Source organism: Pseudomonas sp. AKS31, from assembly GCF_023634765.1.
Taxonomy (GTDB): Bacteria; Pseudomonadota; Gammaproteobacteria; order Pseudomonadales; family Pseudomonadaceae; genus Aquipseudomonas.
On the sequence record NZ_JAMLFX010000002.1, the window covers coordinates 889,732 to 913,445 of the forward strand.

A 23,714-nucleotide genomic window follows, 5' to 3' on the forward strand; every position below is an offset into this window, starting at 1 on the left:
TGCGCCCATGCCGTTGACCGTCAGACCCCGCCGCAAGCGCAGCACCCGCCGCGTCGTCACGCTGATCAGCGGTTTGCTTCCCGTGCTGCTGGGCAGCACCATTCTTTATATGCAGGCCGAACGCACGCTGGAACAAAGCTCACAACAGACCGCCGAAGAGGCGCTGCGCCAGTTCGAGTTGATGCTCGACAACACCGCCCAAGCGGCCCGCGAGCTGCTGCCATTGGCCGGTCAGAACTGCGAAAACGTCAAACTGGCCCTGCGCGAGCAAGTGACCCGCCGTCCGTTTGTGCGCTCGACCAATCTGGTGTGGGACGACAACCTCTATTGCAGTTCGTTGTTTGGCGACTTCAAGGAAATTGTCAACGCGGGTGACTACAACCAGGGCAAGTTGTGGCTGATGAATGGCAACCCGGTCACCCCCGACACTGCCTTGTTGGTCTATCGGCTCAGCGAAGGTCGGGGCGGCGCTCTGACGACTCTCGACGGTTACCATCTAAGCAACATGTTGCGGCTGATCGGCCGGCACATGTTGCTGGTGCTGCAAGTGGGCGATAACTGGCTGTCGGCCGACGGCAAAGTCCACACCGGCGCCCTGCCCGCGTTGCCGATAGCGCAACACACGCTGGACTCGTCGCGTTATGCATTCAGTGTTTCTGCCGGTTTTCCCGAGGGCGAAACCTGGCGCTACATGGCCGATGAATATCCGCCGCTGTTCAGTCTGCTGATCTTTTTTGGCGTGGTGTCGGGGGCAATCGGCCATGTCTTGCAAAAGCGCTCCACTTCACCGAGCCACGAGATGCTCCGCGCATTAGAAGCCGGCGAGTTCATTCCTTACTTCCAGCCCGTGGTACACGGTGACAGCAAAAAATGGTCAGGGGCTGAAGTGTTGATGCGCTGGAAACACCCCAAAGAAGGCCTGGTGCGCCCTGATCTGTTTATTCCGTTCGCCGAGCATTCGGGGCTCATCGTGCCGATGACCCGCGCACTGATGCAACAGACCGCTGCCTTGCTGGGGCCGCTGTCAGCAACGTTTACCGCACCCTTTCATATTGGCATCAATATCACTGCCAGCCATTGCAAGGACCTGGAGCTAGTGGAGGATTGCCGAACGTTTCTCGCCGCATTCGCTCCCGACAGCATCAATCTGGTGCTGGAGTTGACCGAGCGCGAATTGATCGAGCCAACCGACATCTCCCGGCAACTGTTCGAGCAACTGCATGCACTGGGCATTAAAATCGCGATTGACGACTTCGGCACCGGTCACTCGAGCCTGGGCTACTTGCGCCAATTCAACGTGGATTTCCTCAAGATCGATCAGAGTTTCGTCGCGATGATCGGCATCGATGCGTTGTCGCGGCACATCCTCGACACCATTATCGAACTGTCGGCCAAGCTTGATCTGGGTATTGTTGCCGAAGGTGTCGAAACTCAGGCGCAAGCCGACTATCTGACCGCACATCACGTCAACTTCCTGCAAGGCTACCTGTTCGGCAAACCGATGCCGGCCGCGGAGTTCATCAGCGCATTAACTCATCATTAACTAACGGTGGACCGAAACGAGCGTACCGACCAAGCGCACCAAATTGATACAAAAGACCGCTGTTGTTACATGAAGACAACATCAGGATTTACTCTTGGCGCATTAACTACTACAATTTTTTCAACCTGAGCAAGATGGGCAGGTGAGCCATTTATCACCGAGTCGCTTCAAGGCTCTTGGCTTACAGCTTTGTTTGCGGTTGGTATCAGCCAAATACACTATTGGAGTAAAGATATTGTCCAGACTCGCTGAATTTCGTGCAGCTGAAAAGGCCCTTCAGGAACAGCTGAAACAGCTGGAATCGCTGAAGAATGATGCCGGGCTCAAGAAAGAAATCGAATTCGAAGAAAAGCTCCAGGGGCTGATGAAGCAATACGGCAAAGGCCTCAAAGAGATCATCGCCATTCTCGATCCGAACCCGGGCAAATCCGGTCTGCAGACCACTGCAGCCCCTAAAACCCGCCGCGCTCGCGTGGTCAAGGTTTATCAGAACCCGCACACGGGTGAACTGATTGAAACCAAAGGCGGCAACCACCGTGGCCTGAAAGCCTGGAAGGAACAATACGGTGCAGCCACCGTTGATTCCTGGTTGCGCGGTTAATCAAGCGCCAACAACAAAGCCCTGCATGATGCAGGGCTTTTTTATTGACAATATCTAACAAATGAAATGAATTTCATCGAAAAAGTTGCGACTTTTCTGTAACGTTGATGAGCCAGATGGCCAAACATTTTGCTGCGCAATGTTGCGATTCGGAACCACCGTTAAACTTTGTGCTTAATTCCTTCGGGTATCTAACCCTCGCGTGAAGAGTACAGCGACTTAAAGTTTCAAGCTGTTTCTCAGCGCCACTATCTCGTCTGCGCTCGCTTTATAAACGTCGGCCTGCCCGGCGTAGGAAAGAACATAAGCCTTGTCCGCCGCCACAGCCATCACGAGGGTTTGCGACAACACATGTCGACCGTTTTCGGTGATCGTGCAAGTGGTTTCCAGCGCCGACAAAGTGCCCAACGTGGCCGGATGCACTTTGTTGCAGACACTCTGGTAGCCACCCTGGAAGAAGTCCTTCTGGATCGATTTACGCATCTCCAGCAACACGCCCTGCAAATTGACTTGATGGTCCTTTTCAACCTGAGTCATGGTCAATTCCACCACCATCACCTGATTGCCACCGGCATCATTCTTCACCGCTCGCTGACGGGAAACTTCAGGCGTTGTCTTTGGCAGAGCCTCGACTTCCCAGCCTGCCGGCCAGGTAATGCTCGGTTCATCCGCTGACGCGCAGACTGCCAAAAGCGACAAAACAGAAACAACAAACACGGATTTGAACAGTCGGATCATTGCCGGACGCACTCGCAGATTGAGCCTGAAGTCTGAGGCTCGCCCGCACGCAGGGCAAGCCTGCCCTTTCATTTGGCGATGCCGGCAGGCATGCGTATCATTGCGTCCATTCACTCGCCCATAGTTATTGGAGGGCCCATGAGCCTGCACGAACTCAACACTTTCCCCGGCGTAACCGCCACCCCAGACAGCGCAACCCGCAACTTCGTTTTCAACCACACTATGTTGCGTGTGAAAGACATCACTAAATCCCTGGATTTCTACACCCGCGTTTTGGGTTTCTCGCTGGTCGAGAAGCGCGACTTCCCGGAAGCCGAGTTCAGCCTGTACTTCCTCGCACTGGTCGACAAAGCGCAGATCCCGGCCGACGCAGCGGCCCGCACCGAGTGGATGAAGTCGATTCCGGGCATCCTCGAGCTGACCCATAACCACGGCACCGAAAACGACGCGGATTTCGCCTATCACAACGGCAATACCGATCCGCGTGGTTTTGGCCATATCTGCATTTCGGTGCCGGATATCGTCGCGGCCTGCGCGCGCTTTGAAGAGCTGGGCTGCGACTTCCAGAAGCGCCTGACCGATGGCCGCATGAAGAGCCTGGCGTTTATCAAGGACCCGGATGGTTACTGGGTCGAGATCATTCAGCCTGCGCCGCTGTAAAAGCTGAAAAGCCCCTCACCCTAGCCCTCTCCCATAGGGAGAGGGGACTGATTGGGGGATATTGGAGAATTACGCCGACTTGAACGAATGGCACTGAATCCATAATCGACTGGATCTTTCAGGTCGACGGAAAACGCCAGACACCTCGGTCGGCTCCCTCTCCCTAGGAGGGGACTGATTGGGGGATATTGGAGAGTTACGCCGACTTGAACGATTGGCACTGAATCCATAATCGACTGGATCTTTCAGGTCGACGGATAACGCCGGACACCTCGGTCGGCTCCCTCTCCTTCGGGAGAGGGCTGGGGTGAGGGGCAGCATTGCACGCGCAATAAAAAAACCCGTGATCGCTCACGGGTTTTTTTTCATTTCTGGTCTGACAGTTATGCCGGCGCCGAAGTGCGGATCAAGTGATCAAATGCACTCAACGAAGCCTTGGCGCCCTCGCCCACCGCAATAACGATCTGCTTGTACGGCACAGTGGTCACGTCGCCGGCAGCGAAGATGCCCGCAATCGACGTCTCACCCCGGTTGTCGACAATGATCTCGCCACGCGGCGACAACTCGATGGTGCCCTTGAGCCAGTCAGTGTTCGGCAGCAAACCGATCTGCACGAAAATCCCTTCCAGCTCGACAGTGCGCAGCTCGTCAGTAGTTCGATCTTTGTAGCGCAAGCCATTAACTTTCTCACCATTGCCAGTGACTTCAGTGGTTTGCGCACTGGTGATCACAGTGACGTTCGGCAGGCTGTGCAGTTTTCGCTGCAATACGGCGTCGGCGCGCAGCTGTACGTCGAACTCCAGCAATGTCACATGCGACACGATGCCGGCCAGGTCGATGGCCGCTTCAACGCCGGAGTTACCGCCGCCGATCACCGCGACGCGCTTGCCTTTGAACAGCGGACCGTCGCAGTGCGGGCAGTACGCCACGCCTTTGTTGCGGTATTCCTGCTCGCCCGGCACGTTCATTTCACGCCACCGCGCACCGGTTGCGAGAATTACGCTCTTGGCTTTGAGGGTCGCGCCGCTGGCGAAGTGGACTTCATGCAGCTCGCCGTTTTTGCCCGGGATCAGCTTGTCGGCACGTTGCAGGTTCATAATGTCGACGTCGTACTGCTTGACGTGTTCTTCCAGCGCCGTAGCCAGTTTTGGCCCTTCGGTTTCCTGTACGGAAATGAAGTTTTCGATGGCCATGGTGTCGAGCACCTGACCGCCGAAGCGCTCAGCGGCAACACCGGTGCGAATGCCTTTACGTGCAGCATAAATCGCTGCCGACGCACCGGCCGGGCCACCGCCAACCACCAACACATCAAACGCTTCTTTGGCGCTGATTTTCTCGGCCTGACGCTCGATCGCGCCGGTGTCGAGTTTGGCCAGGATCTCTTCCAGACCCATACGGCCCTGACCGAAGTTTTCGCCGTTCAAGTAGATGCTCGGCACGGCCATGATCTTGCGATCGTTGACTTCGTCCTGGAACAACGCGCCGTCGATGGCGACGTGGCGGATGTTCGGGTTAAGCACAGCCATCAGGTTCAGCGCCTGGACCACGTCCGGGCAATTCTGGCAGGACAGCGAGAAATAAGTCTCGAAGCTGAACTGGCCTTTGAGCGAGCGAATCTGCTCGATCACTTCGGCACTGGCTTTCGATGGGTGACCGCCGACTTGCAGCAAGGCCAGCACCAGCGAAGTGAACTCGTGGCCCGTCGGGATGCCGGCGAAACGCAGACTGATGTCAGCGCCCGGGCGATTGATCGAGAACGATGGCTTGCGCGCATCGTCACCGCTGTCGATCAAAGTAATTTGGCTCGAAAGACTGGCAACGTCTTTCAGCAGTTCCAGCATTTCACGGGATTTCGCACCGTCGTCGAGGGAGGCAACGATCTCGATCGGCTGGGTGACCCGTTCCAGGTACGATTTCAACTGGGCTTTAAGATTGGCGTCCAACATACGGGCGATTTCCTTTATTTGAGGCGAAAAAAAGCCCGAGCGAAACTCGCCCGGGCATTTTTATTGGGCGGTGCAGCGTACTTAAGAAGGTGCGGCGTACCGCCCTGCATTGCGTGTCACAGACTTAGATCTTGCCGACCAGGTCCAGGGACGGAGCCAGAGTGGCCTCGCCTTCTTTCCACTTGGCTGGGCAAACTTCGCCTGGGTGAGCAGCAACGTACTGAGCAGCCTTGATCTTACGCAGCAGCTCGGAAGCGTCACGGCCAACGCCGCCATCGTTCAGCTCAACGATTTTGATCTGGCCTTCAGGGTTGATCACAAAGGTGCCACGGTCAGCCAGGCCAGCTTCTTCGATCAGCACGTCGAAGTTGCGGGAGATGGCGTGGGTCGGGTCGCCGATCATGGTGTATTCGATTTTGCCGATGGCTGGCGAAGTGTTGTGCCAGGCAGCGTGGGCAAAGTGGGTGTCGGTGGAAACGCTGTAGATCTCTACGCCCAGTTTCTGGAAGGCAGCGTAGTTGTCAGCCAGGTCTTCCAGCTCGGTTGGGCAAACGAAGGTGAAGTCGGCTGGGTAGAAGAATACAACCGACCACTTGCCTTTCAGGTCAGCGTCCGAGACTTGAACGAAGTCGCCGTTTTTGAACGCGGTAGCTTTGAACGGTTTTACTTGGCTGTTGATGATAGGCATTGATGACTCTCCGTCAGGGGTTATGAAGTTGATGGGTGAATCCTACCCACTCACTCGACGGATGGCTCATTGGCAAACCTGATGCTGCTGATTTGTTTTCGCTATTAGCTGACTGTATTAATAGAAGAAAACGATATCTACGACGAAGCCGGGTTATCCGTAATCCGAGCCATCCCCTGGAATGGGCTGACTTCAACATAGCGCATGGCGGACTTCATATCCTTCCAGCCGACGTAACTCATCAACGATTTCAGATCCCAGCCACTTTGATGCGCCCACGTGGCAAAGCCGCGACGCAGGGAATGGCTGGTGTAGTTTTCGGCGGCAATGCCCGCGCGCTGCAATGCCTGGCGCAGCAGAGGAATGATGCTGTTGGCGTGCAGCCCCTCCTCATTCAGATTGCCCCAGCGATCGATACTGCGGAAAACCGGGCCACGCACCAGTGCGGCTTCGGTGATCCAGTCGATGTAGGCCTGCACCGGGCACAGTTTCAGCAGTGCAGGCGCCTGATAGGTCTGACCGAGGTTCTCGCGATCACCTTTGCTGCGCGGTAGATACAGGGTGATGCCTTTACCGGCGTGCGCTTGAACGTGCTCGATTTGCAAACGGCACAGCTCATCGCTGCGGAAGCCGCGCCAGAAGCCCAGCAGAATCAAGGCGCGATCACGGTAAGCCTTGAGCAGTAACGGGCGGTCCTGCTGCTCTTTTGCGGTTTGCGCCTCATGCTCCAGCCAGTCGATGACGCGCTGCAAATCCTGCAACTGCAGCGGCTCGGCTTGCTTTTCCTGTGCCGGGTGCAACGCGCGGATGCCCTTGAAGACCTTGCGCACCACTGGCGCCTTGGTCGGATCGGCAAACCCTTGACTGTTGTGCCATTGCGCCAGCGCCGACAGACGCAGCTTCAACGTATTGATCGACAGCTCTTCAGCGTGCGCTACCAGATACCGCGCGACGCTGTCGGCTGTCGCGGGCAAGAAACCGCCCCACTTCACTTCGAAATGCTCGATGGCCGCGCGATAGCTGCGGCGCGTGTTGTCACGGGTGGCGGCTTGCAGATAGCGATCCAGATCGCTCATGGGCTGTGTTCTCGCTGGCGTACTGATGCAGGGATACGAAGGCGCATTTTGCCGCCTGACACTGGGTAATACCAGTATATCCCGTGTCTTTATTATCAAAGGTTTATCTTTATTTTTGAGATGGTACACTGCGTACTTTAGTGGCATGTACCACAGTACGTAACCGTAGGAGTTCACATGGCCCGTGGCGGCATTACCAAAGCACTGGTGCAGATCGCGCGCACAGCGATCCTCGCCCGTGGCGAACACCCGAGCATCGATGCAGTACGCATCGAAATGGGCAACACCGGCTCGAAAACCACGATCCATCGTTATCTGAAAGAACTGGATGACGGCGCTCAGCCCATTGAAGCCTCGGCAGAGCCTATCGATGACGAGTTGACCGCCCTCGTCTCGCGCCTCGCCCAACGCCTTAAAGAGCAGGCGCAAGAGCCTATCGAGCAGGCCCGCGAGCAGTTTGAGGAACAGCGCGAGGCACTGGAGTCGGAGCTGAAACAGACGCGTCAGACGCTGGAAAAGCTCGAACACGAGCACGATATTCAAGGCGCAGCACTGGCGCGCGAATCCGAAGCGCTGAACAACACGCGCTCGATGCTGCAGACCGAGCAGACCCGCAACGCCGGGCTGAATCAGGCACTGGCAGACTTTGAATTGCGCTTGCAGGACAAGGACGAGCAGATCCGCTCGCTGGAAGAAAAACACCTGCACGCCCGTGACGCACTTGAGCACTATCGCAACGCCACCAAGGAGCAACGCGAACAGGAACAGAGCCGTCACGAAGCGCAGGTGCAGCAGATTCAGGCCGAGCTGCGTCAGGCGCAGCAAAGTGCGCTGGTTCGTCAGGACGAAATCACGCAACTGCACCGCGACAACGAACGCCTGCTCACGGAAAACCGTGGCACCCAGCGCGAACTGAGCCTGCTGCAAGATCAGCTCAAGCAGAGCAATCAGCGTCAAGACCAGTTGCTGGAACAAGCGACCCGCGTCGACAGCGAACGCACCCTCCTCCAGGAACGCCTGCGTGTAGCGACACTGGAAAGCCAGACACTCAAACAGAGCGTCGAGGAGCAGACGCTGCTCAACCAGTCACTGGAAAAGGAATTGAACAAGGTTCAGGCGAGCCTGGAACAAAGCCAGCGTCTGGCAGCTACCGTTGCGGCAGCGCCAGACTCGGCCAAACCGAAAGGCGCTTAAGCGCCGACCGGCGTACGCATGGTGACGAATTCTTCGGCGGCCGTCGGGTGCACCCCGATTGTGTCGTCGAAGTCACGCTTGGTCGCGCCAGCCTTCAACGCAATCGCCAGACCCTGCACGATCTCGCCAGCGTCCGGGCCGACCATATGGCAACCGAGGACCTTGTCGGTTTTGCCGTCAACCACCAGCTTCATCAAGGTCTTTTCCTGACACTCGGTGAGCGTCAGCTTCATCGGTCGGAAACGGCTTTCGAAAATCACCACGTCGTGGCCAGCCTCGTGCGCTTCTTCTTCGGTCAAACCGACCGTGCCGATGTTCGGCAGGCTGAACACCGCCGTCGGGATCATCTTGTAATCCACCGGACGGTATTGGTCCGGCTTGAACAGACGTCGCGCCACGGCCATGCCTTCGGCCAACGCTACAGGCGTCAGCTGCACACGACCGATGACATCGCCCAGCGCGAGAATCGATGGCTCGCTGGTCTGGTACTGCTCGTCGACTTTGATGAAGCCTTTGTCGGTGAGTTGCACGTCGGTGTTTTCCAGCCCCAGATTGTCGAGCATCGGACGGCGACCGGTGGCGTAGAAAATGCAGTCCGCCTCCAGCACACGACCATCCTTGAGGGTGGCTTTCAAGCTGCCATCGGCCTGCTTGTCGATACGCGCGATGTCGGCATTGAACTGCAGATCCAGGCCACGCTTGGTCAGTTCTTCCTGCAAATGCTTGCGCACCGAACCATCGAAGCCACGCAGGAACAGATCACCGCGATACAACAACGTCGTATTGGCGCCGAGGCCGTGGAAAATCCCGGCAAACTCGACGGCGATGTAACCACCGCCAACCACCAGCACTCGTTTTGGCAGCTCTTTGAGGAAGAATGCCTCATTCGAGCCGATCGCATGTTCGCGCCCCGGAATCTCCGGAATCTGCGGCCAGCCGCCAGTGGCGATCAGAATGTTTTTGGCAGTGAAACGCTCGCCGCCCACTTCAACCTCATGCGGGCCAACGATCCTCGCGTGCGCTTCATGCAGGGTCACACCGCTGTTGACCAGCAGATTGCGATAGATGCCGTTGAGGCGATTGATCTCGCGATCCTTGTTTGCGATCAACGTCGCCCAATCGAAATTCGCTTCGTCCAGGCTCCAGCCAAAACCGGACGCCTGCTCAAAGTCTTCGGCGAAATGCGCGCCGTACACCAGCAACTTTTTCGGCACACAGCCGACATTGACGCAGGTCCCGCCCAGATAGCGGCTCTCCGCCACCGCCACTTTCGCGCCAAAACCGGCCGCAAAACGCGCAGCGCGCACACCGCCGGAACCGGCACCAATCACATAAAGGTCAAAATCGTAGGCCATTTCTATCTCCTCGGCAGGGGATCAGCATACCTGCAGCCACCCATTGGGCAAGCACTGCCAATCATATGGGGGCGCAAAATGAAAAAACCCGCCGAAGCGGGTTTTTCTTACAAACCAATCAAGCGCTATTAATAAGCCTTGCCAGTCTTGTAGAAGTTCTCGAAGCAGAAGTTGGTTGCTTCGATGTAGCCTTCAGCGCCACCGCAGTCGAAACGCTTGCCTTTGAACTTGTAGGCCATGACGCAGCCGTTCTGGGCTTGTTTCATCAGGGCGTCGGTGATCTGGATTTCGCCGCCCTTGCCTGGCTCGGTCTGCTCGATCAGGTCGAAGATGTCCGGGGTCAGGATGTAACGGCCGATGATCGCCAGGTTCGAAGGCGCGTCTTCCGGCTTTGGCTTCTCAACCATGCTGTGAACGCGGTAGATGTCGTCGCGGATCATCTCACCGGCGATAACGCCGTACTTGCTGGTTTCCTGCGGATCGACTTCCTGGATGGCGATGATCGAGCAGCGGAACTGCTTGTACAGCTTGACCATCTGGGTCAGTACGCCGTCACCTTCGAGGTTGACGCACAGGTCGTCCGCCAGTACCACGGCGAACGGTTCGTCACCGATCAGCGGGCGACCGGTCAGGATCGCGTGGCCCAAACCTTTCATTTCGGTCTGACGGGTGTAGGAGAACGAGCACTCGTCGAGCAGTTTGCGGATACCGACAAGGTATTTCTCTTTGTCGGTGCCTTTGATCTGGTTTTCCAGCTCGTAGCTGATGTCGAAGTGGTCTTCCAGAGCACGCTTGCCACGACCGGTGACGATGGAGATTTCCGTCAGGCCAGCGTCCAGAGCTTCTTCAACGCCGTACTGGATCAGTGGCTTGTTTACCACCGGCAGCATTTCTTTGGGCATGGCTTTAGTCGCTGGCAGGAAGCGAGTACCGTAACCGGCTGCTGGGAACAAGCATTTCTTGATCATATAAGTCCTTGAAAGGGCTGTGTGTACGAGTTTCGGCGCAGTCTAATCAGGCGGCGTGCACCTTACAATGCCCCGCACTGGCTAACCGATGCCAACATAGAGAAATATTCTCGCCGATAGTTCCATCGACATCCTGGCGCAGCCAGATCAGCGTAGCTCAAAGCGGCCGACAAACTGAATCACCATACGCTCATCGCCCCCCAATGCGAGCATTTGCCGGTATCATGGCGCCTTTGAACCAGCGAACGAGACAGATAGATGGCCGCGGTAAAAATCGTCAACGGGTATGTGATCGACAAGAAAGATGGCAAGTGGACGCTGACCACCACCAACGGCGAGCACATCGCCGGGCCTTTCGACAGCGAGCAAATGGCGACCGATGTAGCCGCAGTGTTTACTGACACTCCAGCATCAGCCAAACGCCGTGGCAAAGATCAGGACTGATCTTGCGCGTTACGCCTCCCGGCCCTGCTCTCAAGCAGGGCTTTTTTGTGCCCACCTACAAACAAGTGGCCAAACGCTATAACCTTTTCACACCGGCGCTGTCAGAGCGTCTAGTCCCCCTCGCTGAAGACCACAAACATGAATCTGAAAAAATGGCTGCCCCTGATTGCGGTATTGGCACTGGCCGGCTGCGCAACTTCTCAACCCACATACCTGAACAACGGTGAACAGGGGCTGTCGATCGATTGCTCCGGCGAAGCCAATTCCTGGGCGACCTGCTATGAAAAAGCCGATGCGTCCTGCGCGGGCACCGGTTATCGCATCGTTGGCACGGACGGCACGCCTCAGTCCAAGGAAAGCGACAAAACCCTGGGCGTCGATGTCGGCAACTACAAGAACCGCAGCGTTGTCGTGGTCTGCAAATAGGGCTTACATGTGAATTTCGGCGAATTTGATGCCGAGTCCACGGACGACATCGATCAGATCGTCGAGACGGTTGAAGGATTCGACCTCGTCGTTATCGTCGACCAGAAAGTAGCTGCGACCGGCGCTCTTCTTGAAAAACACAATCCACTCACCCGGATTCGCCGGGTTCTGGATGACATGGGTGGCAGAGATCAGGCCCTCTGCATGGCGCTCCCGTACTTGCTCTCGCTTCATCGCGACTCCAGAAATGAAAATGCCGTCACAGCATGACTGCGACGGCATCGGTGCTGATGACCAGTAGTCTATCAGCCGGAAATGCACGCATTGGCGGCCTTTTGCACATCACGTGGACGCACCGGCACATTAGACATGCGCTCATGCAGCTTGATGCTGCTGCCGCCGGAGCGATCTTCGATATCAAATACCGCTGCCGCGCCAGTGGACAATTTCCCCGGCACGATGACCCGAACCCCATCCTTGTGCGGCTGCATTTGCAGTGCGCCACGGCTGTTTGCCAGCTTCTCGGCCAGGCATTGGGCATATTCATGGGGTTTCTTGCCGGAGATCACGCTCATGGTCGGCAACGTTTCATTGATTTCGGAAACACTCGCACAACCACCTACAGCCAGAATCAACGGCAGACACACCACACCCCACTTCATATAAAACCTCCGTTAAAGACCGTCCGACAGCACAAATGCCGTTTTTCTCCGGGGCCTTCTGCATTTAACCCGCATCCGTTTGCGAATATCTGTTCAAAATTGTCAAACCAACGCCCGACGGCCAGATAATAACCCGTGCGGGCTGATAAACTGCGCCAATCGACAAGCTATCGTTTTGATTTTGTAGAAAAAGCCCTTCTGGAGGCGCCCATGAAATTCATTCACCAGCGCGAACACCTCAACGAAGACGACATCGTCGTCATTCAATGCTCGCAAATGTGCAACATCCGTCTGATGAACGACGCCAACTTCCGCAGCTTCAAGAATGGCGGCCGTCACACTTACCACGGCGGCGCCTTCGACACCTTCCCGGCCCGTATCACCGCACCAAGCACCGGTTTCTGGAACATCACCATCGACACCGTCAACCGCCGCGCGATCAGCGTGACCCGCAAGCCGACGCTGACTCACTCGATCAAGATCATCCGTCGCTCCAGCAGCAAACTCAGCTGAGACACGCCGCTCAACCAGAAAGGAATGCATGACCGTGGCCCAAACAACCAAATACGTCATCAAGTACAAACTCAACGGTGAACGCCGCTTCGAGTTCGCGCAGCTGGAAAACGGCACCGAAGAAGAAGCCAAGGCTGAACTGGACAAGCTTCATGGCCAGGACGAAAAGATCAGCGAAATCGCCGTCAGCAAAGCGCTTTAAGCAACGACAAGGATTTGACCGCAAGCGACGGAGTGTTCCGTCGCCAGGCCTGACCCAGACTGGCTGCCTCGACCGTGAGTCAAGGAGTCAGCATGTCGATGTCACCCTCGCGTCTGGAGTCGCTCGAGTGGGCAAGCCTTGTCCAGCAACTGGATCTGGACGGCTTCGCGATCATCCGTTCGCTGTTGCTGGCCGACACCTGCGATCACCTGAGTGCACTGTATCCGCAGACCGAACCGTTTCGATCGCAGGTCATCATGGCCCGTCACGGCTTCGGTCGCGGTGAATACAAATATTTCCGCTACCCCCTGCCAACTCCGGTAGAACGCCTTCGCTGCGCGCTGTATCCGCGCCTGGCCCCCTTGGCCAATCGCTGGTATGAACGCATGAACCTGCCCGAACGTTTTCCGCCGACCCACGCCGAATTTCTTCAGCGCTGCCATGCTGCAGGCCAGATACGCCCTACCCCTCTGCTGTTGCAATACGGCCCGCAGGACTACAACTGTCTGCATCAGGACCTGTATGGCGAATCGGTTTTTCCGCTGCAAGTGGCGATTCTTCTGTCAGAACCCGGGCAAGACTTCAGCGGTGGAGAGTTCGTTCTCACCGAGCAGCGCCCGCGCATGCAATCTCGCCCGCACGTGCTCGATCTGACGAAAGGTGATGCGGTGATCTTTGCTGTGAACCAGCGCCCTGTCAAAGGCGTGCGCGGTGATTATCGGGTGACTCTGCGTCATGGCGTCAGTCGCCTGCACAGTGGAAAAAGGCATACCCTAGGCATCATCTTTCACGACGCTACCTGACCACCATGCAACCGAATACTTTCGATCTGTTCGCCGATCATGAACCCGAACAACGCCCGCGCGCCGAGCAGATTGGCGAGCAGTCCTGGGTGCTGCATGGCTTTGCCCTGCCGCTGATCGAGCAGATTCTTCCGGCGCTGGATGCAATTCTTGCCGCCGCCCCCTTGCGCCACATGGTCACGCCGGGTGGTTTCAGCATGTCGGTGGGCACCAGCAGTTGTGGTGAGTGGGGCTGGATCACTGATCGCAGCGGCTATCGTTATTCGGGTGTCGACCCGCTCAACGGTCTGCCTTGGCCGCAGATGCCGAATTCGTTCGCTGCTCTGGCGCATTCGGCAGCCGAGCGGGCAGGTTTTTCTGGCTTCAACGCAGATTCCTGCCTGATCAATCGCTATGTCCCCGGCGCTAAAATGTCTTTGCATCAGGATAAAGACGAAAAGGACTACGCCCCGCCGATCGTTTCCTTGTCACTCGGATTGCCGGCCATATTCCTGTTCGGTGGTTTTGCGCGCAGCGACAAGACCCGGCGAATCCCGCTGCTGCACGGTGACATGGTGGTCTGGGGCGGCGTTGACCGATTGCGCTACCACGGCGTATTGCCAATCAAGCAAGGTCAGCATCCGCGCTTGGGTCAACAGCGGATCAATCTGACGTTTCGGGTTGCTCGCTGAACCCGAAAAATTTGACCGCAAGGCCCGGAGTGTTGAGCCAGGCGAGGCTGGTTAACCTGAATCAAACAGGTCAACGGATTACTCATCATGAAGACGCTTTCGACCCCGCTTGATACCGCAAACGATCCACGCTGGGCCGCTGTGGTTGCGCGAGATTCCCGCGCGGACGGGCAGTTTGTCTATGCAGTGAAAACCACCGGTATCTACTGCCGCCCAAGCAGCCTTTCACGTTTGCCGAAACCGCAGAACGTCGAGTTTTTCGATACCGCCGAACAGGCCGAAGCCGCCGGCTATCGGCCGAGCAAGCGCGCCAGCAAGGATCAGAGTGATGTGGCCGTGCAGCATGCCGCGACCGTCGCCATTGCCTGCCGCCATATCGAATCTGCCGAAACATTGCCGGCGCTCAACGAACTGGCGCAAACCGCTGGCCTGAGTCCGTTTCATTTTCATCGTGTGTTCAAAGCCGCGACAGGGTTGACGCCCAGGGGCTACGCAGCGGCCCATCGCTCGCGCAAAGTCCGTGAGCGCTTGGCAGACGGCGGTTCGGTGACGGATGCGCTGTACGACGCAGGCTTCAATTCCAACAGCCGTTTTTATGAATCAGCAGATCACGTGCTGGGGATGAAACCCGGCGACTATCGCGCTGCCGGAAAGAACAACGACATCCGATTCGCCGTTGGCCAATGCTCGCTGGGAGCAATTCTGGTGGCGCAAAGTGAGCGAGGGGTGTGCGCGATTCTGCTAGGTGACGATCCGCATCAACTGGTGTGCGATCTGCAGGATCAGTTTCGCCAAGCCAACCTGATCGGTGCCGATGCCGGCTTCGAGCAACTGATCGCCAGGGTCGTGGGATTTATCGAAGCCCCGGCGCTCGGTCTGGACCTGCCGCTGGACGTTCGCGGCACGGCGTTTCAGGAACGGGTGTGGCAGGCGCTGCGGGGAATCCCGGCGGGGCAGACGGCGAGTTACGCCGAAATTGCCCAGCGCATCGGCGCACCGACGTCCATGCGCGCGGTGGCCCAGGCGTGCGGAGCCAACCGTCTGGCGGTGGCGATCCCTTGCCACCGCGTAGTGCGCAGCGATGGCAATCTTTCCGGCTATCGCTGGGGCGTCGAACGCAAGCGTCTGTTGCTTGAGCGCGAGACGCCGGTTTGAAGGATGAGTAGATGCTAGTCAGCGCGAAAACCGGTCAGCGATTAACGTCCACCACAACCCGTCCGCGAAGTTGCCCGGCGAGCAGTTTCGGTGCCGCATCGATGGCTTCACTCAAGCCGATCTCATGGCTGATCAACGCCAGCAACGAGAAATCCAGATCCTTGGCCAGGCGCTCCCACGCTTCCAGGCGGCGGACCTTTGGCTGAGTCACGCTATTGATGCCTGCGAGGGTCACGCCACGCAAAATGAACGGCGCCACCGACGCCGGGAAGTCCATGCCTTGGGCCAGACCACAGGCGGCGACAGTGCCTTCGGCGCGGGTGCTCGCGCAGGCATTGGCCAGTGTGTGACTGCCAACCGAATCGATCACCGCTGCCCAACGCTCTTTGGCCAGTGGCTTGCCGGGCGCTGACAATGTCGCGCGATCAATGATTTCGCCAGCGCCCAACTGGTGCAGATATTCATGCTCGGAAACCCGGCCAGTCGATGCGACGACGCGATAACCGAGCTTGCTCAGCAGGGCGATGGCAAAACTGCCGACTCCGCCGTTGGCTCCCGTGACCAACACCTCACCCTGCTCTGGGGTCACGCCATTGCGCTCAAGCGCCAGAATGCACAGCATCGCCGTATACCCGGCCGTACCGATGGCCATCGCTTGCGCTGCCGTAAAGGCCTTGGGCAACGGAATCAGCCAGTCGCCATTGAGTCGCGCCTTCTGCGCCAGACCGCCCCAATGGCTCTCACCGACACCCCAGCCGTTGAGCAGCACCTGATCACCCACCTTATAGTCGGGATGCGAACTGGTTTCCACGGTGCCCGAAAGATCGATCCCCGGCACCATCGGAAACTTGCGCACCACCGGACTGCTGCCGGTAATCGCCAGGCCATCCTTGAAGTTCAGCGTGCTGTACGCAACAGCCACGGTGACATCGCCTTCAGGCAACTGCTCCTCGTTGACCTGTTGCAGGTTGGCGCGGTAACCGCTGTCGTCTTTGTCGATCACAATGGCGTTGAACATGACTGCCTCGCAGGATTGTTTTCAAAATGTCGTGCCTTGAAATACCACATCGCAACACCCTGCCACATTCAACTTTGCGCCAATCGGCAAATCGGCCGGGTGTTTCCATAACGCGAGACTATGCTTTTTCGACGGTCGTGGTTTCGCCAAAATGGCTAAAGAGTCCGCCATTGCCGCGACCACCGGCATACCAGCATTTTTCATCACTCTTTTGGCAGCCGAAATAACAGCAGACTTCATCGACGCTGAAAAACTGCATGGGTTGTTCTTGATTTCGAACTGGCCGCGAGTCCGCTTTTGCTGCTAAAAACCGGGTTTGCCGCCCCTGCCCGCTACACCGTTCGGAGAACCGCCCTCATGAGCCAATGGCCAGATACCCGCATTCTTGACCTTCTCGGCATTGAGCTGCCGATCATCCAGGGCCCGATGGCCGGCGCGACGAATTCGTCCATGGTCATCGCCGTGTGCAATGCCGGTGGCCTGGGTTCGATGCCGGCGGCGATGCTGAGCATCGAGCAATTGCGCGAAGAGCTGAAAACCATTCGCCAGCACACCGACAAGCCTTTCAACGTGAACTTCTTCTGCCATCAGCCACCGGCCGCCGATGAGCAACGCGCACGTGACTGGAAGCATCTGCTGGAGCCGTACTACCGCGAACTCGGCGCCGATTTCGCTGCACCGACGCCGGTGTCCAACCGCGCGCCGTTCGATGCGGCAGCCTGTGAAGTGCTGGAAGAATTTCGGCCTGAAGTCGTGAGTTTCCATTTCGGCCTGCCAGAGAAATCCTTGCTTGATCGGGTCAAGGCCACCGGGGCGAAAATCCTCTCCTCGGCGACGACGGTCGATGAAGCGATCTGGCTGGAGCAGAACGGCTGCGACGCGATTATCGCCATGGGCTACGAGGCCGGCGGCCATCGCGGCATGTTTCTCAGCGATGACCTGAGCAGTCAGGTCGGCACGTTTGCCTTGGTGCCTCAAGTGGTCGATGCGGTGAACGTACCGGTGATTGCCGCCGGGGCGATTGCCGACGCGCGCGGCGTGGCGGCGGCATTTATGTTGGGGGCCTCAGCGGTACAGGTCGGCACCGCCTATCTGTTCACGCCGGAGGCAAAAGTCAGCGCCGCTCACCACAAGGCGCTGCGTACCGCCAAGGAAAGCGAAACAGCGATCACCAATATTTTTACCGGGCGGCCGGCGCGGGGCATACTCAACCGCGTCATGCGTGAGCTCGGTCCGATGTCGCCAAAAGCTCCGGCGTTTCCCTTGGCCGGTGGTGCACTGATGCCACTGCGAGCGATCAACGAGGCAGAATTTGCCAACCTCTGGGCCGGTCAGGCCTTCACCTTGGGCAACGAAATCGGCAGCGCTGAACTGACCCGACAATTGGCCGAAGGTGCACTGGCAAAGCTTGCTCGCCATTGAAGCTTTACAGCGTGAGGATTTTGAACGTCCTCAAGCCGCATTTAACCAGTACTTCCTGTTTGGCAGCGTTTCGCTATATATTTCCTTATATAGCGAATCCAACCTCGCATCGGCGCAGACCACCTCCTGCAATAGCTGCCCTTTGCACTCGCCAATATCGGAGCTGTTACATGACCCTTCGCGTATCACGTTGTGCCCCCGCTTGCCTGGCCTCTTTGCTCGCCGTTTTCGCCATCGGCACGGTACAGGCTGATGAAGTGCAGGTGGCTGTAGCAGCCAACTTCACCGCGCCGATCCAGGCGATTACGGCGGATTTCGAGAAGGACACCGGGCACAAACTGGTCGCAGCCTACGGTGCCACCGGCCAGTTCTACACGCAGATCAAGAATGGCGCGCCGTTCGAAGTGTTCCTCTCCGCTGACGACACCACCCCGGAAAAACTCGAAAAAGAAGGCGACACCGTCAAAGGTTCGCGCTTCACCTACGCCATCGGCACGCTGGCGTTGTGGTCGGCGAAAGCAGGTTATGTCGATGCGCAAGGCGAGGTGCTGAAAAACAACGAATACCAGCACCTGTCCATCGCCAACCCGAAAGCCGCGCCCTATGGTCTGGCCGCCACGCAAGTACTGGAAAAACTCAAACTGACCGACGCCACCAAAGCCAAGATTGTTGAAGGCCAGAACATCACCCAGGCATACCAGTTCGTCTCGACCGGCAACGCTGAGCTTGGCTTTGTTGCCCTGTCGCAGATCTACAAGGACGGCAAAGTCAGCAGCGGTTCGGCATGGATCGTCCCGGCCAGCATGCACGACCCGATCAAACAGGACGCAGTGATTCTGAACAAAGGCAAAGACAACGCCGCTGCCAAAGCCTTGGTCGAATACCTCAAAGGCCCGAAAGCCGCTGCGGTGATCAAGTCCTACGGTTACCAGCTCTAAAATGTCGCTGACGAGTGCCGATTTCGCGGCGATCTGGCTGACACTGAAACTGGCGTCCCTGACTACCGCGATCCTGCTGGTGGTCGGCACTCCGATTGCCCTGTGGCTGTCGCGCACCGATTCGTGGCTGCGCGGCCCGATCGGGGCGATCGTCGCCCTGCCCCTCGTGTTGCCACCGACTGTGATCGGTTTCTATCTGTTACTGATGATGGGACCGCATGGTTTTCTCGGCCAGTTTACCCAATGGCTGGGCCTGGGCACTTTGACCTTCAGCTTCACCGGACTGGTGATCGGTTCGGTGATCTATTCCATGCCGTTCGTGGTGCAACCGTTGCAAAACGCGTTTTCGGCGATCGGTACCCGCCCTCTGGAAGTCGCCGCGACCTTGCGCGCCAATCCGTGGGACACGTTTTTCAGCGTGATTGTGCCGCTGGCGCGTCCTGGTTTTATCACTGCGGCGATCCTCGGCTTCGCACATACCGTCGGTGAGTTCGGCGTGGTGCTGATGATCGGCGGCAATATTCCCGACAAGACCCGCGTGGTTTCACTGCAAATCTACGACCACGTCGAAGCGATGGAATACGCTCAGGCCCATTGGCTGGCCGGGGCGATGCTGGTGTTTTCGTTTCTGGTGTTGCTGGCGTTGTACTCCAGCCGCAAGACCCGCGCAGGCTGGAGTTGATTGATGATTGATGTGCGTCTGAAACGGATCTATACGGGCTTCAGCCTCGATATCGACCTGAACTTGCCGGGCCGTGGCGTGACTGCGCTTTATGGTCATTCCGGCTCGGGTAAAACCACCTGCCTGCGCTGTATCGCCGGACTTGAACGCGCCGAACAGGGCTTTATCCAGATCAACGATGAAGTCTGGCAGGACAGCGAAAACGGCATTTTCGTCCCGCCCCACAAACGCGCGCTCGGCTACGTGTTTCAGGAGGCCAGCCTGTTTCCACACCTGTCGGTGCTGGCCAATCTGCAATTCGGCCTCAAGCGCATCGCCAAGTCCCAACGTCGCGTCGACATGGCGCAGGCCACTGAACTGTTGGGCATCGGCCATTTGCTCGAACGTCATCCGCAGCATTTGTCGGGAGGCGAACGCCAGCGCGTCGGCATCGCCCGTGCGCTGCTGACCAGCCCGAAACTGCTGCTGATGGACGAGCCACTGGCCGCGCTCGACAGCCAGCGCAAACGTGAAATCCTGCCGTACCTGCAACGCCTGCACGACGAACTGGACATTCCGGTGCTGTACGTCAGCCATGCCCAGGATGAAGTGGCGCGACTGGCCGATCACCTGGTGTTGCTCAGCGAAGGCAAAGCGCTGGCCAGCGGCCCGATTGGCGAAACCCTCGCACGTCTTGACCTGCCGATGGCGATGGGCGATGACGCCGGGGTGATCATTGAGGGCCAGGTCAGCGCCTACGATGCGCAATATCAGCTGCTGAGCCTGCAACTGCCGGCCACCGAGATGAGCATCAGGGTGACGCACGCGCCGATGGAACCGGGTCAGGCCCTGCGCTGCAAAATCCACGCGCGGGACATCAGCCTGAGTCTGCAGAACAGCGAGTTCAGCAGCATCCTCAATCGACTGCCGGTGACGGTGGTCAGCGAACAATCGGCCGACAACGCCGCCCACGTGCTGATTCGCCTGGATGCTGGCGGCACCCCGCTGCTCGCGCGCATCACCCGCTATTCCCGGGACCAGTTGGGCGTGCATCCGGGCCAGCATTTATGGGCGCAGATCAAAGCGGTCGCAGTCCTCGCCTAAATCATTCGGCACCACGGCAACGGCGTGCGGTCAATCGTTTTACAGACCGCCGCGCCATCAAAGGAAACTGCCATGCCCGACACCGTGCTGACTGCCGACCTGCCATCCGACTTGCATTACGTCGACGACACCCAGCCCGGTATCACTCGCAAAAAGCTGCGCGGCAAGTTCAGCTATTTCGAACCGTCAGGCCAGCGCATCAGTGATCCGGATGAAATCAAACGCATCAATGCCCTTGCCGTACCACCCGCCTATACCGACGTGTGGATCTGCCCCGACCCGCGCGGTCATCTGCAAGCCACCGGCCGTGATGCCCGTGGCCGCAAGCAATATCGTTATCACGCGCGCTGGCGCGAGGTGCGCGATGCCGACAAGTATTCGCGATTGCGTGAGTTCGGTCTGGCGTTGCCGAAATTGCGCAAGCAACTGGAGGCGCTATTGGCGGCGCCCGGTTTCAGTCGCGACAAGGTCATGGCCACGGTCATCACCCTGCTCGACGCCACACTGATTCGGGTCGGCAACACACAATACGCCCGAGACAATCGCTCCTACGGCCTGACCACCCTGCGCAGCCGACATGTCGAAGTCAACGGCAGCGCTATCCTGTTCCAGTTTCGCGGCAAGAGCGGCATCGAACACCAGATCACCGTCAAGGATCGACGGCTGGCGGGCATCATCAAGCGCTGCCTGGAGATTCCCGGCCAGAACCTGTTTCAGTATCTGGATGAAAACGGTGAGCGGCACACCGTCAGCTCTTCCGACGTCAACGCCTACCTGCAAACCCTGACCGGCGCCGATTTCACCGCCAAGGATTACCGCACGTGGGCGGGCAGTGCCTTGGCGCTGGCGGTGTTGCGCGAGTTGCAATGGGAGTCCGAGACCGAGGCCAAGCGGCATGTGGTGGAGATGGTCAAAGGCGTCGCCAAGCAGTTAGGCAACACCCCGGCGGTGTGCCGCAAGTGCTATATCCACCCGGCCGTAGTCGAGAAATTCATGCTCGGCGCCCTCGCTGAACTACCTCGCCCGCGCGTGCGTAAAGGCCTGCGTGCCGAGGAAGTGGCGCTGGCAATGTTTCTCGAGCAAATGAGCGAGATGACCGACGCACCTTGATCCGCGCATGAGCGTCATCTAGGCTAGCCACCTCTCCCTCCTTCGGACGACCGCAGAAGTGAACAACCCGGCCTTCTAAAAATGTACTCGCGACACGCCATTCACGGCGCTTGTCAGTTTTCACGACATTTTCTGGAGGTGCCGATGACTCACGTCTCGCGTACACCCGCACTCGTTTCCCTGAATCAACTGGGCTTTCAGTTCGCCAATGGCGCAACCCTGTTCGAAGACCTGAACCTGACTTTCGATGATCAACCGACCGCGATCGTCGGACGCAACGGTGTTGGCAAAAGCGTACTCGCACGTTTGATTGCCGGGCAATTGCCCCCCGGCACCGGCAGCGTGGCACGCTCGGTTTGCGTGCATTACGTCGCTCAAACGTTCATCACTACACCCGGGCAAACCGTAGCCGATGCAACAGGGACGGCCTCGGTGCTCAACGCACTGGAGCGACTGAAGCTCGGGGGTGCCACGGCCGACGACTTCGACCTCATCGACGAACGCTGGGATCTGGCGGAGTGCTTGCGGCAGATGCTCGATGAGGCTGGGCTGGCCGACATCTCTGGGTCGGATCTGACGGAGCACCTCAGCGGTGGTCAGCAAGCCAGAATTGCCCTGATCGGCGCACTGCTGAGCCAGGCGCCATTGCTGGTGCTCGACGAACCCACCAATCACCTCGACAGCGCCGGTCGGCAATGGCTGATGTGTTTACTTGAGCGCTGGCGTGGCGGCCTGATCGTCGTCAGTCACGACCGTCAATTGCTGGAGCAGATGCCGCGAACTGTCGAACTTACGCCTGCGGGAGCCACTGTTTTCAGCGGACGTTTTGCGGATTTCACTGAACAACGCCGGATACATCAACAGGCAGCCCGGGCACAACTCGATCAGGCCCGTATCGAACGTCAGCGCGAACGCACGCGGCTGCAACGCGAGCACGACACCATCCAGCGCCATGCCGCCGGCAGCCGTCGTAACGCACAAAATGCCAACGTTTCGGGCTTCGAGCGGGCGGCACTGAAAGCCGCCGCGAGGGACATCATGGGACAGGTAAAAGTCGGCCAACAGGCACGCAAGGCCGATCTGGATCAGCGTGTTCGCGAGGCATACGAAAACGTCCTGCCCGACGACGGCGTGCTGATCAATCTGCCGGGGAGCGTGGTGCCGAGCAATCGGCAGGTGTGCACGCTGATCGACGCGTGCTTGCCATGGTTACCGGCAGATGCGCCCACCAGCCGCCTTGACCTCGCCATTCAAGGGCCGATGCGCATCGCTGTCAGTGGTCCTAACGGTTGTGGCAAATCGACGCTGTTGAAACTGCTGGCAGATGAAGGGGCGCCGGTGAGTGGCGAGTGCATCACGCATGTGCCCTTTGCTTTTCTCGATCAACAGCTGAAGCTGCTGGATGAGCACACTTCGATTGTCGATCAGTTGCAGGCACAGCAAACGCCTTTGAGCGAAGGTGAGTTGCGCAGCTTGCTCGCCCATCTGCAACTGGACGCGCAGCGTGTTACCCGGCCCTGTGCCTCACTCAGTGGCGGCGAACGCTTGAAAGCAGCCCTTGCGCTGGCGTTGTGGCGCCAGACACCCGCGCAATTACTGCTGCTGGATGAGCCGACCAATCATCTGGACCTGGCGTCGGTGCAAGCTTTCGAACAAGCCTTGCAGACATTTCCCGGGGCGATAGTTGTGGTTTCCCACGATCAGGCGTTTCTACAAACGTTGAATCCAAGCCATCACCTGATCTGGCACATCGAAGGCTGGCGTTGGCAACCGACGAGCTGAGCTGTGTATTTTTTGCACGATTGCCGGGGGCTTC

General features: G+C 58.1%; 27 protein-coding genes. 17 read left to right on the forward strand and 10 right to left on the reverse strand.

Translation table 11 applies throughout. The features are described from left to right. Positions 1 to 7 precede the first annotated feature (7 nt). Positions 8 to 1,543 (forward strand): EAL domain-containing protein, encoded by a 1,536-nt coding sequence (locus M9827_RS09925; RefSeq protein ID WP_250605296.1) that lies wholly within the window; start codon positions 8 to 10, stop codon positions 1,541 to 1,543. A gap of 235 nt (positions 1,544 to 1,778) precedes the next feature. Continuing rightward, positions 1,779 to 2,144, forward strand: coding sequence for a histone-like nucleoid-structuring protein, MvaT/MvaU family (locus tag M9827_RS09930; protein WP_250605473.1), 366 nt, complete (start codon positions 1,779 to 1,781; stop codon positions 2,142 to 2,144). Positions 2,145 to 2,363: 219 nt separating this feature from the next. On the opposite strand, the gene M9827_RS09935 is transcribed toward M9827_RS09930, so the two are convergent. Further along, entirely contained in the window at positions 2,364 to 2,882 is a 519-nt protein-coding gene (locus M9827_RS09935) for a DUF4946 domain-containing protein (protein WP_250605297.1), read from the reverse strand. A 138-nt stretch (positions 2,883 to 3,020) separates the two neighbouring features. Here M9827_RS09935 and gloA point away from each other — a divergent pair, with 138 nt between their 5' ends. Next, complete coding sequence (gene gloA, locus M9827_RS09940; protein ID WP_007963339.1) at positions 3,021 to 3,542, forward strand: lactoylglutathione lyase; 522 nt, start codon at positions 3,021 to 3,023, stop codon at positions 3,540 to 3,542. A gap of 383 nt (positions 3,543 to 3,925) precedes the next feature. Here gloA and ahpF read toward each other — a convergent pair whose 3' ends face one another. From ahpF to M9827_RS09955, 3 genes are all read right to left on the reverse strand, one after another. Further along, positions 3,926 to 5,488, reverse strand: a complete 1,563-nt coding sequence (gene ahpF, locus M9827_RS09945; RefSeq protein ID WP_250605298.1) for an alkyl hydroperoxide reductase subunit F — start codon at positions 5,486 to 5,488, stop codon at positions 3,926 to 3,928. A 124-nt stretch (positions 5,489 to 5,612) separates the two neighbouring features. Beyond that, positions 5,613 to 6,176 (reverse strand): alkyl hydroperoxide reductase subunit C, encoded by a 564-nt coding sequence (gene ahpC / locus M9827_RS09950; protein WP_034154256.1) that lies wholly within the window; start codon positions 6,174 to 6,176, stop codon positions 5,613 to 5,615. A 137-nt stretch (positions 6,177 to 6,313) separates the two neighbouring features. Further along, positions 6,314 to 7,252 (reverse strand): site-specific integrase, encoded by a 939-nt coding sequence (locus tag M9827_RS09955; RefSeq protein WP_093431088.1) that lies wholly within the window; start codon positions 7,250 to 7,252, stop codon positions 6,314 to 6,316. 177 nt (positions 7,253 to 7,429) lie between these two features. Between M9827_RS09955 and M9827_RS09960 the strand changes: the two genes are divergently transcribed. Further along, on the forward strand, positions 7,430 to 8,446 hold the full coding sequence (locus tag M9827_RS09960; protein WP_250605299.1) for a DNA-binding protein: 1,017 nt from the start codon (positions 7,430 to 7,432) through the stop codon (positions 8,444 to 8,446). Here M9827_RS09960 and gorA read toward each other — a convergent pair. Together gorA and galU are read right to left on the reverse strand one after the other, a co-directional pair. Next, positions 8,443 to 9,801, reverse strand: a complete 1,359-nt coding sequence (gorA, locus tag M9827_RS09965) for a glutathione-disulfide reductase (protein WP_250605300.1) — start codon at positions 9,799 to 9,801, stop codon at positions 8,443 to 8,445. The genes M9827_RS09960 and gorA overlap by 4 nt on opposite strands. A 128-nt stretch (positions 9,802 to 9,929) precedes the next feature. Then, positions 9,930 to 10,769, reverse strand: a complete 840-nt coding sequence (galU, locus tag M9827_RS09970) for a UTP--glucose-1-phosphate uridylyltransferase GalU (RefSeq protein WP_007912230.1) — start codon at positions 10,767 to 10,769, stop codon at positions 9,930 to 9,932. A gap of 258 nt (positions 10,770 to 11,027) precedes the next feature. Here galU and M9827_RS09975 point away from each other — a divergent pair, with 258 nt between their 5' ends. Together M9827_RS09975 and M9827_RS09980 are read left to right on the forward strand one after the other, a co-directional pair. After that, a complete protein-coding gene (locus tag M9827_RS09975) occupies positions 11,028 to 11,213 on the forward strand; it encodes a hypothetical protein (protein ID WP_090283267.1) in 186 nt (61 codons plus the stop codon). 144 nt (positions 11,214 to 11,357) lie between these two features. Then, on the forward strand, positions 11,358 to 11,639 hold the full coding sequence (locus M9827_RS09980; RefSeq protein ID WP_250605474.1) for a hypothetical protein: 282 nt from the start codon (positions 11,358 to 11,360) through the stop codon (positions 11,637 to 11,639). 3 nt (positions 11,640 to 11,642) lie between these two features. Here the strand turns inward: M9827_RS09980 and M9827_RS09985 are convergent, their stop codons facing one another. Both M9827_RS09985 and M9827_RS09990 read right to left on the reverse strand, forming a co-directional pair. Continuing rightward, positions 11,643 to 11,873, reverse strand: coding sequence for a hypothetical protein (locus M9827_RS09985; protein WP_250605301.1), 231 nt, complete (start codon positions 11,871 to 11,873; stop codon positions 11,643 to 11,645). Positions 11,874 to 11,944: 71 nt separating this feature from the next. Beyond that, positions 11,945 to 12,301: a hypothetical protein gene (locus M9827_RS09990; protein WP_250605302.1), complete on the reverse strand. Its 357-nt coding sequence runs from the start codon at positions 12,299 to 12,301 to the stop codon at positions 11,945 to 11,947. Between the two features lie 210 nt (positions 12,302 to 12,511). On the opposite strand from M9827_RS09990, the gene M9827_RS09995 reads away from it, so the two are divergent. The 5 genes from M9827_RS09995 (at position 12,512) to ada (ending at position 15,645) form a co-directional block, all read left to right on the forward strand. Further along, entirely contained in the window at positions 12,512 to 12,814 is a 303-nt protein-coding gene (locus tag M9827_RS09995) for a DUF1883 domain-containing protein (RefSeq protein ID WP_057400164.1), read from the forward strand. A 34-nt stretch (positions 12,815 to 12,848) separates the two neighbouring features. Then, positions 12,849 to 13,016 (forward strand): hypothetical protein, encoded by a 168-nt coding sequence (locus tag M9827_RS10000; protein WP_250605481.1) that lies wholly within the window; start codon positions 12,849 to 12,851, stop codon positions 13,014 to 13,016. 92 nt (positions 13,017 to 13,108) lie between these two features. Continuing rightward, a complete protein-coding gene (locus tag M9827_RS10005) occupies positions 13,109 to 13,819 on the forward strand; it encodes a 2OG-Fe(II) oxygenase (protein ID WP_250605303.1) in 711 nt (236 codons plus the stop codon). A gap of 5 nt (positions 13,820 to 13,824) precedes the next feature. Next, positions 13,825 to 14,490: a DNA oxidative demethylase AlkB gene (alkB, locus tag M9827_RS10010; protein ID WP_250605304.1), complete on the forward strand. Its 666-nt coding sequence runs from the start codon at positions 13,825 to 13,827 to the stop codon at positions 14,488 to 14,490. An 87-nt stretch (positions 14,491 to 14,577) separates the two neighbouring features. Further along, the gene (ada, locus tag M9827_RS10015) at positions 14,578 to 15,645 is read left to right on the forward strand and encodes a bifunctional DNA-binding transcriptional regulator/O6-methylguanine-DNA methyltransferase Ada (protein ID WP_250605305.1); all 1,068 of its coding nucleotides are present in this window, start codon (positions 14,578 to 14,580) and stop codon (positions 15,643 to 15,645) included. A gap of 34 nt (positions 15,646 to 15,679) precedes the next feature. Here the strand turns inward: ada and acuI are convergent, their stop codons facing one another. Both acuI and M9827_RS10025 read right to left on the reverse strand, forming a co-directional pair. Further along, a complete protein-coding gene (gene acuI / locus M9827_RS10020) occupies positions 15,680 to 16,663 on the reverse strand; it encodes an acrylyl-CoA reductase (NADPH) (RefSeq protein ID WP_250605306.1) in 984 nt (327 codons plus the stop codon). 118 nt (positions 16,664 to 16,781) lie between these two features. Further along, on the reverse strand, positions 16,782 to 16,922 hold the full coding sequence (locus tag M9827_RS10025) for a hypothetical protein (RefSeq protein WP_250605307.1): 141 nt from the start codon (positions 16,920 to 16,922) through the stop codon (positions 16,782 to 16,784). Between the two features lie 98 nt (positions 16,923 to 17,020). Here M9827_RS10025 and M9827_RS10030 point away from each other — a divergent pair, with 98 nt between their 5' ends. The 6 genes from M9827_RS10030 to M9827_RS10055 all read left to right on the forward strand — a co-directional run bounded on the left by M9827_RS10030 (position 17,021) and on the right by M9827_RS10055 (position 23,680). Then, complete coding sequence (locus M9827_RS10030; protein WP_250605308.1) at positions 17,021 to 18,085, forward strand: NAD(P)H-dependent flavin oxidoreductase; 1,065 nt, start codon at positions 17,021 to 17,023, stop codon at positions 18,083 to 18,085. 170 nt (positions 18,086 to 18,255) lie between these two features. Continuing rightward, positions 18,256 to 19,023: a molybdate ABC transporter substrate-binding protein gene (modA, locus tag M9827_RS10035; protein ID WP_250605309.1), complete on the forward strand. Its 768-nt coding sequence runs from the start codon at positions 18,256 to 18,258 to the stop codon at positions 19,021 to 19,023. Position 19,024: 1 nt separating this feature from the next. Further along, positions 19,025 to 19,705 (forward strand): molybdate ABC transporter permease subunit, encoded by a 681-nt coding sequence (gene modB / locus M9827_RS10040; RefSeq protein WP_250605310.1) that lies wholly within the window; start codon positions 19,025 to 19,027, stop codon positions 19,703 to 19,705. Positions 19,706 to 19,708: 3 nt separating this feature from the next. Next, positions 19,709 to 20,788 carry a molybdenum ABC transporter ATP-binding protein gene (gene modC / locus M9827_RS10045; protein ID WP_250605311.1) on the forward strand — a complete coding sequence of 360 codons (1,080 nt, stop codon included), beginning with the start codon at positions 19,709 to 19,711 and terminating at the stop codon, positions 20,786 to 20,788. Positions 20,789 to 20,860: 72 nt separating this feature from the next. Continuing rightward, complete coding sequence (locus tag M9827_RS10050) at positions 20,861 to 21,898, forward strand: DNA topoisomerase IB (RefSeq protein ID WP_250605312.1); 1,038 nt, start codon at positions 20,861 to 20,863, stop codon at positions 21,896 to 21,898. 144 nt (positions 21,899 to 22,042) lie between these two features. Continuing rightward, positions 22,043 to 23,680 carry an ABC-F family ATP-binding cassette domain-containing protein gene (locus M9827_RS10055; RefSeq protein ID WP_250605313.1) on the forward strand — a complete coding sequence of 546 codons (1,638 nt, stop codon included), beginning with the start codon at positions 22,043 to 22,045 and terminating at the stop codon, positions 23,678 to 23,680. The last annotated feature ends 34 nt before the right edge of the window (positions 23,681 to 23,714 follow it).

Coding starts and splice junctions, on each gene's coding strand:
- M9827_RS09925 (WP_250605296.1), top strand. CDS start 8: ATGCCGTTGACCGTCAGACCCCGCCGCAAGCGCAGCACCCGCCGCGTC.
- M9827_RS09935 (WP_250605297.1), bottom strand. CDS start 2,882: ATGATCCGACTGTTCAAATCCGTGTTTGTTGTTTCTGTTTTGTCGCTT.
- gloA (WP_007963339.1), top strand. CDS start 3,021: ATGAGCCTGCACGAACTCAACACTTTCCCCGGCGTAACCGCCACCCCA.
- ahpF (WP_250605298.1), bottom strand. CDS start 5,488: ATGTTGGACGCCAATCTTAAAGCCCAGTTGAAATCGTACCTGGAACGG.
- ahpC (WP_034154256.1), bottom strand. CDS start 6,176: ATGCCTATCATCAACAGCCAAGTAAAACCGTTCAAAGCTACCGCGTTC.
- M9827_RS09955 (WP_093431088.1), bottom strand. CDS start 7,252: ATGAGCGATCTGGATCGCTATCTGCAAGCCGCCACCCGTGACAACACG.
- M9827_RS09960 (WP_250605299.1), top strand. CDS start 7,430: ATGGCCCGTGGCGGCATTACCAAAGCACTGGTGCAGATCGCGCGCACA.
- gorA (WP_250605300.1), bottom strand. CDS start 9,801: ATGGCCTACGATTTTGACCTTTATGTGATTGGTGCCGGTTCCGGCGGT.
- galU (WP_007912230.1), bottom strand. CDS start 10,769: ATGATCAAGAAATGCTTGTTCCCAGCAGCCGGTTACGGTACTCGCTTC.
- M9827_RS09975 (WP_090283267.1), top strand. CDS start 11,028: ATGGCCGCGGTAAAAATCGTCAACGGGTATGTGATCGACAAGAAAGAT.
- M9827_RS09985 (WP_250605301.1), bottom strand. CDS start 11,873: ATGAAGCGAGAGCAAGTACGGGAGCGCCATGCAGAGGGCCTGATCTCT.
- M9827_RS09990 (WP_250605302.1), bottom strand. CDS start 12,301: ATGAAGTGGGGTGTGGTGTGTCTGCCGTTGATTCTGGCTGTAGGTGGT.
- M9827_RS09995 (WP_057400164.1), top strand. CDS start 12,512: ATGAAATTCATTCACCAGCGCGAACACCTCAACGAAGACGACATCGTC.
- M9827_RS10005 (WP_250605303.1), top strand. CDS start 13,109: ATGTCGATGTCACCCTCGCGTCTGGAGTCGCTCGAGTGGGCAAGCCTT.
- alkB (WP_250605304.1), top strand. CDS start 13,825: ATGCAACCGAATACTTTCGATCTGTTCGCCGATCATGAACCCGAACAA.
- ada (WP_250605305.1), top strand. CDS start 14,578: ATGAAGACGCTTTCGACCCCGCTTGATACCGCAAACGATCCACGCTGG.
- acuI (WP_250605306.1), bottom strand. CDS start 16,663: ATGTTCAACGCCATTGTGATCGACAAAGACGACAGCGGTTACCGCGCC.
- M9827_RS10025 (WP_250605307.1), bottom strand. CDS start 16,922: ATGCAGTTTTTCAGCGTCGATGAAGTCTGCTGTTATTTCGGCTGCCAA.
- M9827_RS10030 (WP_250605308.1), top strand. CDS start 17,021: ATGAGCCAATGGCCAGATACCCGCATTCTTGACCTTCTCGGCATTGAG.
- modA (WP_250605309.1), top strand. CDS start 18,256: ATGACCCTTCGCGTATCACGTTGTGCCCCCGCTTGCCTGGCCTCTTTG.
- modB (WP_250605310.1), top strand. CDS start 19,025: ATGTCGCTGACGAGTGCCGATTTCGCGGCGATCTGGCTGACACTGAAA.
- modC (WP_250605311.1), top strand. CDS start 19,709: ATGATTGATGTGCGTCTGAAACGGATCTATACGGGCTTCAGCCTCGAT.
- M9827_RS10050 (WP_250605312.1), top strand. CDS start 20,861: ATGCCCGACACCGTGCTGACTGCCGACCTGCCATCCGACTTGCATTAC.
- M9827_RS10055 (WP_250605313.1), top strand. CDS start 22,043: ATGACTCACGTCTCGCGTACACCCGCACTCGTTTCCCTGAATCAACTG.